This window comes from Salmonella enterica subsp. enterica serovar Typhimurium str. LT2 (genome assembly GCF_000006945.2).
Taxonomy (GTDB): Bacteria; Pseudomonadota; Gammaproteobacteria; order Enterobacterales; family Enterobacteriaceae; genus Salmonella; species Salmonella enterica.
Genome location: NC_003277.2, coordinates 22,252 through 34,021, shown reverse-complemented (window position 1 = coordinate 34,021; position 11,770 = coordinate 22,252). Strand labels below are relative to the sequence as shown.

Annotated in this window: 11 protein-coding genes; 6 read left to right on the top strand and 5 right to left on the bottom strand. The window is 51.4% G+C overall.

Features of this window, described 5'->3' with window-relative positions; translation table 11 throughout:
- Window positions 1-61: 61 nt before the first annotated feature.
- The gene (locus PSLT042; protein ID NP_490532.1) at window positions 62-1,099 is read right to left on the bottom strand and encodes a putative integrase protein; all 1,038 of its coding nucleotides are present in this window, start codon (window positions 1,097-1,099) and stop codon (window positions 62-64) included.
- A gap of 608 nt (window positions 1,100-1,707) precedes the next feature.
- On the opposite strand from PSLT042, the gene spvR reads away from it, so the two are divergent.
- The 5 genes from spvR to spvD (PSLT037) all read left to right on the top strand — a co-directional run bounded on the left by spvR (window position 1,708) and on the right by spvD (PSLT037) (window position 7,755).
- Entirely contained in the window at window positions 1,708-2,601 is an 894-nt protein-coding gene (gene spvR, locus PSLT041) for a Salmonella plasmid virulence: regulation of spv operon, lysR family (RefSeq protein NP_490531.1), read from the top strand.
- Between the two features lie 511 nt (window positions 2,602-3,112).
- Window positions 3,113-3,880 (top strand): Salmonella plasmid virulence: outer membrane protein, encoded by a 768-nt coding sequence (gene spvA, locus PSLT040; RefSeq protein NP_490530.1) that lies wholly within the window; start codon window positions 3,113-3,115, stop codon window positions 3,878-3,880.
- Between the two features lie 181 nt (window positions 3,881-4,061).
- A complete protein-coding gene (gene spvB / locus PSLT039; RefSeq protein NP_490529.1) occupies window positions 4,062-5,837 on the top strand; it encodes a Salmonella plasmid virulence: hydrophilic protein in 1,776 nt (591 codons plus the stop codon).
- Between the two features lie 281 nt (window positions 5,838-6,118).
- The gene (gene spvC, locus PSLT038; RefSeq protein ID NP_490528.1) at window positions 6,119-6,844 is read left to right on the top strand and encodes a Salmonella plasmid virulence: hydrophilic protein; all 726 of its coding nucleotides are present in this window, start codon (window positions 6,119-6,121) and stop codon (window positions 6,842-6,844) included.
- Between the two features lie 260 nt (window positions 6,845-7,104).
- The gene (spvD, locus tag PSLT037) at window positions 7,105-7,755 is read left to right on the top strand and encodes a Salmonella plasmid virulence: hydrophilic protein (protein NP_490527.1); all 651 of its coding nucleotides are present in this window, start codon (window positions 7,105-7,107) and stop codon (window positions 7,753-7,755) included.
- Between the two features lie 126 nt (window positions 7,756-7,881).
- On the opposite strand, the gene PSLT036 is transcribed toward spvD (PSLT037), so the two are convergent.
- A complete protein-coding gene (locus PSLT036; RefSeq protein ID NP_490526.1) occupies window positions 7,882-8,145 on the bottom strand; it encodes a putative transposase, IS200-like in 264 nt (87 codons plus the stop codon).
- 217 nt (window positions 8,146-8,362) lie between these two features.
- On the opposite strand from PSLT036, the gene spvD (PSLT035) reads away from it, so the two are divergent.
- Window positions 8,363-8,713: a putative transposase gene (spvD, locus tag PSLT035; protein ID NP_490525.1), complete on the top strand. Its 351-nt coding sequence runs from the start codon at window positions 8,363-8,365 to the stop codon at window positions 8,711-8,713.
- A gap of 66 nt (window positions 8,714-8,779) precedes the next feature.
- On the opposite strand, the gene PSLT034 is transcribed toward spvD (PSLT035), so the two are convergent.
- From PSLT034 to PSLT032, 3 genes are all read right to left on the bottom strand, one after another.
- Entirely contained in the window at window positions 8,780-9,340 is a 561-nt protein-coding gene (locus PSLT034; RefSeq protein NP_490524.1) for a putative adhesin, read from the bottom strand.
- Window positions 9,341-10,059: 719 nt separating this feature from the next.
- Window positions 10,060-10,545, bottom strand: coding sequence for a putative inner membrane protein (locus tag PSLT033; RefSeq protein NP_490523.1), 486 nt, complete (start codon window positions 10,543-10,545; stop codon window positions 10,060-10,062).
- Between the two features lie 668 nt (window positions 10,546-11,213).
- Window positions 11,214-11,765 carry a putative diguanylate cyclase/phosphodiesterase gene (locus tag PSLT032; protein ID NP_490522.1) on the bottom strand — a complete coding sequence of 184 codons (552 nt, stop codon included), beginning with the start codon at window positions 11,763-11,765 and terminating at the stop codon, window positions 11,214-11,216.
- Between the last annotated feature and the right edge of the window lie 5 nt (window positions 11,766-11,770).

The following is an 11,770-nucleotide window of genomic DNA, read 5'->3' as shown; positions in this document are numbered from 1 at the left end:
TTGGCGCTGATTGCGAGTCGGGGGGATTTCGATTGCGAGCCGCTACAAATAGCTTCGCATATTACCGCTCCACTTTAGCCAGACCCTGTTGATTGCCGGGAAACAGTGAAGCGGCATTCATAAATTGTGCTACCTGTTTCAGTAACTGCCACATGTACCGACACTGATGATTTCTCGTTATGGTTTCGTGTAACGACAACCACAGTCGCTCTATCGGATTCAGCCACGGCGAATACATCGGCAGGAACAGCAACCGGAACTTCGGGTTTTCTTCCAGCCAGCGTTCCACTTTGCGGCTTTTATGGATGATGTAGTTATCCGCCACCAGTGTGATGGTTTTCGCCCGCCTGTATGTACGGCGTAACGTTTCTAACAGACTGATAAATAAATCAGAACTCTTGCTGCTGCCACTGACGTAGTGAACCCGTCCCGTACCTGAATGCAGTGCGCCTGCCAGATAATGCTTCTGGTTCTGTCCCGGCGTGGCGATGCGTTTCTGTTGCCCTTTGGGCATCCAGTCAGCGCCAATTTTTGGGTTCAGGTCGATGTCGACTTCATCCTGATAAAACACAGGATGTGCAGTCTGCTCCTGAGCCAGCGCCTGATCAATGACAAGCCGTTTTTCTTCATAGTGCGGATCTTTGATTTTCAGCGTTGGCGCTGCCCTGCGCCAGACCATATCTGCCTGCCTCAGATATCGGTGCAGGGTGGAGCGGTGCAGCGTCACATCAAAAAGTCGGTTGATGACGAGTGCCAGAAGCTCCGTGCTCCAGCGTGAGCGCAGCCAGCCAAAATCCTTCGGGGAACGCTGTACCAATAGTGGCAAGAGCTGAAGGATATCAGCGACCGGCCAGCGTGGAGCACGTCCGGGTCTGAGGCTTTTTAGTCCTTCAACACCATGTAAAGTAAACCAGTTTATCCATCGACCAACGGATGAACGGGCGGCACAGAGTAATCTGGCAACGTCAGTGACGGTCATTCCCTGATGCAGCATCAGCATGGCGATAAGCCGTCGCGCATGGTTTTTATCGTGGGTTTGTTGGGCCTCTTTGCGCATCAGTTGTCGTTCTTCATCAGGAATTGCTGCTATGATCGGCATCGCTCAGTCCGGTTGGTGATTTGTGATGTTTGGCGATTGATCAGATCGCACAATCCGGGCTGAGTTCCCTTTCAGTGATCTACTATTTTGCGAAGCTATTTAGTGCACACTAATCGATTTTTCAGACAACCTTTCTCGCCTGGCGTGAGTTTTCGTTCGACTGAACCTATAAAAAGGCTCTGCATTCTGTCCTGTAGTGCGCCAGGCCTAATAACGCCTCCCGTTTAATTCCGGCCCGGTCGTACATCGGTTCTGTTCATTTATGGGATCGCGACTTTTTCGTTGTAATGCTTCAAGAGCGATTTTTTGTTCTGCGGTCAACTCAACATTCATAGCCATCAGCATGATCCTGATTATTTTTGAAACCAAGCATCTTCATTGATCATGGGTATACATCGTTGTTATCCAGCTATACATCATAACAGGTCAATTAAATCCACTCAGAAATAAAGTCAGGGTATGCATAAAATCTATCGCCCATAATCCTATCCAGTAACCCCATGATTAGTAAGAACTAATCAGTCTGTGCAAAAACAGGTCACCGCCATCCTGTTTTTGCACATCAAAACATTTTTTCAGGATTATTCTGAAAAAAAAAAGGAGATATTATGGATTTCTTGATTAATAAAAAATTAAAAATTTTCATAACACTGATGGAAACAGGTTCCTTCAGTATCGCAACATCAGTACTGTATATCACCCGAACCCCGCTGAGCAGGGTTATTTCAGACCTGGAAAGAGAGCTGAAACAAAGACTCTTTATACGGAAGAATGGCACTCTTATCCCAACCGAATTTGCACAAACTATTTATCGAAAAGTAAAATCCCATTATATTTTCTTACATGCACTGGAGCAGGAAATCGGACCTACGGGTAAAACGAAACAACTAGAAATAATATTTGACGAAATTTATCCGGGAAGTTTAAAAAATCTGATCATTTCAGCACTGACCATTTCCGGCCAAAAAACAAATATAATGGGGAGAGCCGTTAACAGCCAAATAATAGAAGAACTGTGTCAGACAAACAACTGCATTGTTATTTCTGCCAGAAATTATTTTCATCGGGAATCGCTTGTCTGCCGGACATCAGTGGAGGGTGGGGTCATGTTATTTATTCCTAAAAAATTCTTTCTCTGCGGCAAACCTGATATCAACAGGCTGGCCGGAACACCTGTACTTTTTCATGAGGGGGCTAAAAATTTTAATCTGGACACCATATACCATTTTTTTGAACAGACACTAGGTATTACCAACCCTGCATTCAGTTTTGATAACGTCGATTTGTTCAGTTCACTGTACCGGTTACAACAAGGGCTGGCGATGTTACTCATCCCCGTCAGAGTCTGTCGGGCTCTGGGATTATCAACAGATCACGCACTGCACATCAAAGGCGTAGCGCTCTGTACCTCCTTGTATTACCCGACCAAGAAACGGGAGACACCAGATTATCGTAAAGCTATAAAACTGATACAGCAGGAACTGAAACAGTCCACCTTCTGACCTTATGCAGCGTAAGGGCCGCAACACCTGTATTCACGGCATTTGCCAGATTCAGATTGTCAGCAATCCCCATCCTCCATAGCGGTAGTTCACCGCGGAGCATGGAGTAAACCGGCTGGTCGCCGTCAATCTGACACAGAATCAGTTTGATGCTCTGGTGGATTACCTAAAACATGGGCATTAACGCGCTGGCTCACGCCACTTTACTGAAGAAACTGAATAACGGTGACTATGACGGCGCAGCGAATGAATTCCTGAAATGGGACCACGCCAGCGGTCAGGTTGTTCCCGGCCTGACCCGACGCCGGAGCGCTGAACGTTGTTTATTCCTGAGTTAATTTGTTGTGCCATCTTTGCACACCGGGAACCGCGATTCCGCACAGCAGAAAAATAGCACATAAATAAACTCAATATAAGCCACTCATTTTCTGGCAATACAAAATAATTCCCCTGCAGACATTATCAGTCTTCAGGATTTCATTCTGTTTATTTTCAGGAGTCATCATTATTTATGAATATGAATCAGACCACCAGTCCGGCACTTTCACAGGTCGAAACCGCCATCCGGGTCCCGGCAGGGAATTTTGCAAAATATAATTATTATTCCGTGTTTGATATTGTCCGTCAGACCCGTAAACAGTTTATTAACGCCAATATGTCATGGCCGGGCTCCCGCGGAGGTAAAACCTGGGACCTGGCGATGGGCCAGGCGCAGTATATCCGCTGCATGTTCCGAGAAAATCAATTGACCCGCAGAGTTCGGGGGACCTTGCAGCAGACACCGGACAATGGCACGAACCTGAGCAGTTCCGCTGTCGGCGGTATTCAGGGACAGGCAGAGCGTCGGCCGGACCTGGCCACCCTGATGGTGGTTAATGATGCCATTAACCAGCAAATACCGACCCTGCTGCCGTATCATTTTCCACACGACCAGGTGGAGTTATCTCTGCTGAATACCGATGTGTCGCTGGAAGATATTATCAGCGAGAGCAGCATTGACTGGCCGTGGTTCCTGAGCAACTCGCTGACCGGCGATAACAGTAACTATGCCATGGAGCTCGCCAGCCGGCTGTCACCAGAGCAGCAGACACTGCCGACCGAGCCGGACAACAGTACCGCCACTGACCTGACCTCTTTTTACCAGACCAATCTGGGGCTGAAAACCGCCGACTATACGCCATTTGAAGCACTGAATACCTTTGCCCGACAGTTAGCGATTACCGTTCCCCCAGGTGGAACAGTTGATTGCGGGTACTCTGCGTGCCAGCCGGCAGTTTAGCTTCCCGCGCTACCAGAGTAGTGAGCAGCAGACCATTCTGCAGAATCTGAGCGACGTCATTGTTCAGGTGCATTCTACCGCGCTGTACGGCGGCAGCACTTTTGAACAGGCCGTAGAGCAGACGCTGTAAGCAGAAAATATACCTGGCCATCGTCAGACGGCCAGTTTCAGGAGATAGTGTATGTTGATACTAAATGGTTTTTCATCTGCCACTTTAGCGCTGATCACTCCCCCTTTCCTGCCAAAAGGGGGCAAGGCGCTGAGTCAGTCAGGCCCTGACGGCCTAGCCAGTATAACGCTGCCTCTGCCCATCAGCGCCGAACGCGGCTTTGCGCCTGCGCTGGCGCTGCACTACAGCAGCGGTGGCGGCAATGGCCCCTTCGGCGTGGGCTGGTCCTGCGCGACAATGAGCATTGCCCGCCGCACCAGCCATGGCGTGCCGCAGTATAACGACAGCGATGAGTTTCTGGGGCCGGACGGAGAAGTGCTGGTTCAAACGCTCAGCACCGGTGATGCCCCCAATCCCGTCACCTGCTTCGCGTACGGTGACGTATCGTTCCCGCAAAGCTACACGGTGACCCGCTATCAGCCCCGCACGGAGAGCAGTTTTTATCGCCTGGAGTACTGGGTGGGCAACAGCAACGGCGATGATTTCTGGTTACTGCATGACAGTAACGGCATCCTGCACCTGCTGGGGAAAACCGCCGCAGCACGCCTCAGCGATCCGCAGGCCGCCTCTCATACGGCGCAATGGCTGGTTGAGGAGTCGGTGACCCCTGCCGGCGAGCATATCTATTACTCCTACTTGGCGGAGAACGGTGACAATGTGGACCTCAATGGGAACGAGGCCGGACGCGATCGCAGCGCCATGCGCTATCTCAGCAAGGTACAGTATGGCAACGCGACCCCCGCCGCCGATCTGTACCTCTGGACTAGCGCCACACCCGCGGTACAGTGGCTGTTCACCCTAGTGTTTGACTACGGCGAACGTGGTGTAGATCCACAGGTACCGCCTGCATTCACTGCTCAGAACAGCTGGCTCGCCCGCCAGGATCCCTTCTCCCTGTATAACTACGGCTTTGAGATCCGCCTCCATCGCCTGTGCCGCCAAGTCCTGATGTTCCACCACTTTCCTGATGAACTGGGTGAAGCCGATACGCTGGTTTCCCGTCTGCTGCTGGAGTATGACGAAAATCCGATACTGACACAGCTTTGCGCTGCTCGGACGCTGGCCTATGAAGGCGACGGTTATAGAAGAGCTCCTGTCAACAATATGATGCCACCGCCACCGCCTCCTCCGATGATGGGAGGTAATTCATCTCGACCAAAATCAAAATGGGCGATTGTAGAGGAATCAAAGCAGATTCAAGCTCTGAGGTACTATTCAGCTCAAGGGTACAGTGTGATTAATAAATATTTACGTGGGGATGATTATCCTGAAACACAGGCAAAAGAAACTCTGCTCTCCAGAGACTATCTTTCCACAAATGAACCCAGTGATGAGGAGTTTAAAAATGCCATGTCAGTTTATATAAATGATATTGCGGAGGGATTAAGTTCACTTCCCGAAACAGATCACAGAGTCGTATACCGGGGCCTGAAGCTTGATAAGCCCGCATTATCGGATGTGCTGAAGGAATACACTACTATAGGTAATATAATAATAGATAAAGCTTTTATGAGTACATCGCCAGATAAGGCATGGATAAATGACACTATTCTCAACATATACCTAGAAAAAGGACATAAAGGTAGAATACTCGGAGATGTTGCACATTTTAAGGGAGAGGCAGAGATGCTTTTCCCTCCAAATACTAAACTCAAAATCGAAAGCATTGTAAATTGTGGATCCCAAGACTTTGCAAGCCAGCTTAGTAAGCTGAGATTAAGTGATGATGCAACTGCTGACACAAACAGGATAAAAAGAATAATAAACATGAGGGTACTCAACTCATAGATACTAAGAATCTATTCCAGAAGTGGTATGAGCGGCCTAGCTCTATAAGGGGTTATACTCCGGAACCCCAGATTTTTCCGTCACCCTAGGCCCGCAAAGTAGTGCATCTAAACTTTTGCCATTACCCTTCTTTAACTTTCTGCTCGGAACGGACCGAAATATCATTTTTTCGCCTGATAAAAAATGAGGTTTTCTGGATAACTAATCGTTTTATTAAAAAAAAACTGAGAATTTATATCTAATAATATGGCGATATATCCATATCGCAAAGGAGATTTCCCATGCCCATAAATAGGCCTAATCTAAATCTAAACATCCCTCCTTTGAATATTGTAGCTGCTTATGATGGGGCGGAAATACCATCTACAAATAAGCACCTGAAAAATAATTTCAACTCCTTGCACAACCAAATGCGGAAGATGCCGGTATCCCACTTTAAAGAGGCGCTGGATGTGCCTGACTATTCAGGGATGCGCCAGAGTGGTTTCTTTGCTATGAGCCAAGGTTTTCAGCTGAATAACCATGGTTACGATGTTTTCATCCATGCTCGTCGAGAATCACCTCAGTCTCAGGGCAAATTTGCCGGTGACAAGTTCCACATCAGTGTGCTCAGGGATATGGTGCCACAAGCATTTCAAGCGCTGTCCGGATTGCTGTTTTCAGAGGACAGTCCGGTAGATAAGTGGAAAGTGACCGATATGGAGAAGGTCGTTCAACAAGCCCGTGTTAGCCTGGGCGCTCAGTTCACGTTGTATATAAAACCAGACCAGGAAAATTCGCAGTACAGTGCGTCGTTTCTCCACAAGACACGGCAATTTATAGAGTGTCTGGAATCCAGACTATCCGAAAATGGGGTTATTTCAGGACAGTGTCCTGAGTCAGACGTTCATCCTGAAAATTGGAAATATCTCAGTTATCGTAATGAACTACGAAGTGGGCGTGATGGTGGCGAAATGCAGAGACAGGCTTTACGTGAGGAACCGTTTTATCGTTTGATGACAGAGTAAGTATGGGTTTGGGGAGCAACGGAACAGTAAACGCCGTTAAACAGCTATTTTAAATGCTCATTAATTTATTAATCAATAAATTACAAATTTTCATTGAAGGCTCCCCCCTTACTGACGAATTCCGGCACCGTAAAGGAATAACGCTCATGCATATTGATATGTCCGCACTGTAATGGTGAAAATTACATAAGCAAGAGCGTTTTTTGAAAAATATTATATTTAATGTTTTGTAATATGCATTTTATTGAGGTAGTGTAACTATGAGAGTTTCTGGTAGTGCGTCATCCCAAGATATAATATCACGTATAAATTCAAAAAATATCAATAATAATGATTCAAATGAAGTCAAGAGAATTAAAGATGCGCTTTGTATTGAATCAAAAGAGAGAATTTTGTATCCACAAAATTTGAGTCGAGATAATTTAAAACAAATGGCTAGATATGTAAATAATACATACGTCCATTACTCTGGGAACTGCGTTTTATTATCAGCGTGTTTACATTATAACATACATCACCGACAGGATATATTAAGTTCGAAGAACACTGCCTCTCCTACAGTGGGATTAGACAGCGCCATTGTTGATAAAATCATTTTTGGTCATGAGCTTAACCAATCATATTGTTTAAATTCCATCGATGAGGTGGAAAAAGAAATATTAAACCGTTATGACATTAAGAGGGAAAGTTCTTTTATCATTAGCGCAGAGAACTACATAGCTCCAATAATTGGCGAATGTAGACATGATTTCAACGCTGTGGTTATCTGTGAATATGATAAAAAACCATATGTACAATTCATTGATTCTTGGAAAACATCCAACATACTTCCTAGCTTACAAGAAATAAAAAAACACTTCTCATCATCAGGGGAATTTTATGTCAGGGCTTATGATGAAAAACACGATTGATAACTTTTTTAAATATTCATTTTATGAATGGTAAGTTAATAGAGAGCCTTAGCAAGATCCGCTGTAAACCCTCGCCCAATGCGGGCGGGGATATAAGGCGAAAAGCCCGAAGGGCTTTAGGGCAGGCTACTCCGGCGTATTCTGTCTGAGCACGTATGCTTTAAGCGTTTCTATCGTGGCACCACCGGCGCTACAGGCAAAGTAAGAACGAGACCACAGCAGCCCGGTTTTGCTCTGCATCCGCAAGTGGGTATTCTGCTGACGGAGAAGCCGCGACGATACCGACTTTAAATTATTTACCATCACGCTGACCCCCAGTTTTAGCGGATACGCTATCAGCAGATGGACGTGATCTTGTTCACCATCCATCTCGATAATTTCGCACTCCAACTTTGCCGCAGCCGAACCAAAAGCATCACGTAACTGAGCGATAATCTGCCCGTCAAACAGCTTGCAGCGGTATTTTGTCGTAAAGATTAATGCACAACCAGCTTACTTACACTATGCCGTTTACGAAGAAAGCCTTCCAGTGATTCGTGGTGATTACTCAATTGAATTTTTCACTTAACATGTTAAAATAAATACAATATATTAATGAGCGCTGAATATGTTAAGAGCCACGAAAGTATGCATATATCCGACACCGGAACAGGCGGAGCACCTTAACGCCCAGTTCGGTGCAGTCCGTTTTGTGTACAGCAAATCTCTGCATATCAAGAAACACGCTTATCAACGACACGGCGTAAGTTTAACCCCGCGTAAAGACATTAAACCGCTTCTGGCTGTAGCGAAAAAATTCCGTAAATTCCGTAAATACGCATGGCTAAAGGAATATGACTCTATTGCGTTGCAACAGGCGGTGATCAATCTCGATGTTGCCTTTTCCAACTGCTTCAATCCGAAGCTAAAAGCCCGCTTCCCTATGTTCAAGCGCAAACACGGCAAGCTGTTGGGGTAAAAGTGCTGGATGGTGCGGTCAGAATCCCGAAAATCCCGATGATTGAAGCACAATTGCATCGTGAAATTACTGGCACGTCACCTCCTGCTTACGGTACTCGAGGATAATGTCATTGTTACGGTCAGTCAGGTCGTAGCGGCTGCCCGCCAGGCTGCGCAGGGCGCCCACGGCATCCGGATCCAGCTGGCTGCGCAGGCTGTCACCAATGCGGTAACTCGCTTCTGCCCCGAAGCGGGTGTCATGCTCCCCGGCCTTGCCGGCGCGCTGCTCCGCGCTGAGCTTCAGCAGCGGCACCGGAGTCCAGCTGACCCCGGCGGTCAGGGCGTGCGGGTTCTTCTGCCGCTCATCCTTCCCGAACAGGCCCACTTCATTTCCGTAATACTGCTCATACACCATCTTCGCCCCGAGCTGCGGGTACGACGGCAGGTAGCCTTCAGCACGCAGGTCCCAGCCGCTGGCCGGACGCTCTTCGTAGTCCTCCACATCCGGGGAGGTTTTCCAGCCGGTCAGGCCGACATAGGCGTTGGCGGAAAGCTTAAGGAAGTCGCGCCAGTATTCTCCGCCGAAGCCGGCGCGGGCGTGGTCGCGGGAGAGGTCATAGTCGAGGAAGATGTTCGCCCCGAGCATGTCAGACGGCCGGAAGTGACGGTAACCATCCCGGCGGCGGCCTGACCGTCCGGATGGCTGGCGAGGAAGCTGCCGGCCTGTGAGGCCATGCCGGCCATCTGCTGCGCCTGCGCGTCCTCATTTTCCCGGTCAGCAGCAAACGGACCGCGGGCGTCATGGCGGTTATTGTCACCTTTCCCGCCGGTCAGCGGGACCGCCGGCACGTCAAGCTCGTCGCCGGCCTGCAGGTGGTCAAAGCCGCGGGCGAAAGTGCGGAGCCCGTTCAGTTTTTTCAGCTGTGGGACGGTCAGGCCGTGCGCCTGCGCCACCGTCTCCCCCTTTTTCAGGGTATAAGGCACGGTCCGGATCCCGGCGAGGGCGGCATCCCGGTCGGCAGAGAACGGGCTCTGCCCGATCCGGGACGCGATGTCCGCCCGGGCCGTCATGGCCGGCGTGAGCGTTAAAACCAGCGGTGTGGTGGCCTGCATCCACAATGTGGCCCAGGTACACCCCGTCCACGCCGGGGAGTACAGGAGGATAATTTCATAGTGTCATGTCCGTATAATGAGAACGGTGTGTTACCGGAAGGTGCACGGGGTGATGTGCAGAAACGTTGTGGCTACCGGCGCCGGTCGTCCGGCTGCTGAAAAAGGGCGGCGACCCCGGGTGGAGCATCATGCTGTAGTGCGCCGCAGGGTCAGGCAGGCCGATCACCGGATTGGCCAGCAGCTCCAGGCGGTTCAGCGCGCTGCGGCGATGGCCGTAAAAGGTTTTGGGGCTGATGCCGAGCCGGGCGCCGTGCGCGCGGAGAGGCCGGCGAGCGTGGCACACAGCGCCTGTCGCTCGCGCAGGGAGAGACTCTCCGTCGTCGCCTGCCGCCAGCCCCGCGCACGGCGCAGCCAGCTGCTGACCGCGGCCTTCAGCTGAGTCGCGGAGGCGGTGCGCGGCAGCAGGCAGTCCGGCCTGAGACCGAGGGTGTTCAGGAAGACAGCCTGTCCTCCTGAGCCCAGCAGCGCCAGTTTCAGGGACAGTGATGTCCTGGCGTGATGGCAGGCCGGGACCAGCGATGCCAGCATGCCGGGAGAGGCCGCCAGCAGCACATGGCTGCCTGCCGGCGGCGCGGTCTGTAACCACCGGGCAACACTCATGTTCACGGGGTCCAGATGTGCGAGCAGGCGCGTCAGCGCCAGGCGGGTAAACTGACAGTCACTGACGATAATCAGCATGATGCCTCCCGGACCGGGCAGGCTGCCTGCCAGGCGGCTAGTTTTGCCGTATCACCGCCGGCCGGGCGGGACAGCAGCCAGTGCGCCATCTGGCGGTCATACTGCCGGTCACTCACCTTCCCGCCCGGCCGGTCTGTCCGCTGCCGGCGGATGGTGTCCGGGCGGGATTCCACTGCCCGGATACGCACCACGAGCTGGGCGCGGCCTCCCCGCACGGGGTGCAGGCGGGAATCAAAGCAAATGTCGTCGTCATTGTGACGGTTACAGATGTAATTGAGGATACCGCTGGCACGGCGGGGCTCAATGCTGAACGCCTCGCTGACGTCATCGCGGGTAAACTCCCGGCCCAGAAACAGCCCCCACCAGGCCACGGCCCGGTACAGGGACAGGGTGCCCAGATGGCGGATGCCCGGGGGCATGTAAAACCCTTCATGGTTGCTCTGCCTGCCGGCAACGGTCCGGAATAACAACGGCTGGTTCATAGAAATGACTCCTGTGCGCATAACTTAACCAAAGGCCGGCTGGCTTTTTTGCGTCAGCCGGAAATGAAACAGCCCGAAGGGCATCGGGGCGCCGCAGTGCCAGCCCTGCAGGTAATCGCCCCCCGCGTCCCGCAGGCGCGCCGCCTGCGCCGGGGTCTCGATACCTTCGGCAATGACCCGGGCCCCCTAGCACCGGGCCAGACTGACGGTGCGCGCAATCATCCGATCAGCCACCGTGCTGGCGGGACCGGCATGACCGGTGCCGAAGTCGTCCACGGCGAACCGCAGCCCCCCGGCGGCAAGCTGGCGGAATACCGCCGCCTGAGGAAAGGCGCGGATATCTTCCCGCTCGGTGATTTCAAAGACGGGGGTCATGCCGGCCTGCTCCAGCCGGATGCTGAGGGCCAGCAGGTGCGGACGGAAAAGCGGCGTCATAACCAGGCTCAGGCTGAGATTCAGCGTCATCATCAGCCTGCGGCCGGCACTGCGGGCAAGGTCCTGCCCGTCCCCGCAGACCTCGTCGGCCAGTCCGCGCAGCAGCGCTCCGCCGAGGCCGGTGGCTTCAATGGCGGGAATAAAGTTCCCGGCGCTCAGCAGGCCCTTCTGCGGATGCAGCCAGCGGGCCAGCATTTCGCAGCCCACCACCTCCCCTCCTGTGGCGCAGACAATGGGCTGATAAAACGGCGTAAACTCCCGGTTCCGGATGGCCTGTTGCAGGCGAAAGGCTGAAAAATGCATACACG

Excerpts from the sequence above, each read along its gene's own strand:
- PSLT042 (NP_490532.1), bottom strand. The coding sequence starts at position 1,099 with ATGCCGATCATAGCAGCAATTCCTGATGAAGAACGACAACTGATGCGC.
- spvR (NP_490531.1), top strand. The coding sequence starts at position 1,708 with ATGGATTTCTTGATTAATAAAAAATTAAAAATTTTCATAACACTGATG.
- spvA (NP_490530.1), top strand. The coding sequence starts at position 3,113 with ATGAATATGAATCAGACCACCAGTCCGGCACTTTCACAGGTCGAAACC.
- spvB (NP_490529.1), top strand. The coding sequence starts at position 4,062 with ATGTTGATACTAAATGGTTTTTCATCTGCCACTTTAGCGCTGATCACT.
- spvC (NP_490528.1), top strand. The coding sequence starts at position 6,119 with ATGCCCATAAATAGGCCTAATCTAAATCTAAACATCCCTCCTTTGAAT.
- spvD (NP_490527.1), top strand. The coding sequence starts at position 7,105 with ATGAGAGTTTCTGGTAGTGCGTCATCCCAAGATATAATATCACGTATA.
- spvD (NP_490525.1), top strand. The coding sequence starts at position 8,363 with ATGTTAAGAGCCACGAAAGTATGCATATATCCGACACCGGAACAGGCG.
- PSLT034 (NP_490524.1), bottom strand. The coding sequence starts at position 9,340 with ATGCTCGGGGCGAACATCTTCCTCGACTATGACCTCTCCCGCGACCAC.
- PSLT033 (NP_490523.1), bottom strand. The coding sequence starts at position 10,545 with ATGCTGATTATCGTCAGTGACTGTCAGTTTACCCGCCTGGCGCTGACG.
- PSLT032 (NP_490522.1), bottom strand. The coding sequence starts at position 11,765 with ATGCATTTTTCAGCCTTTCGCCTGCAACAGGCCATCCGGAACCGGGAG.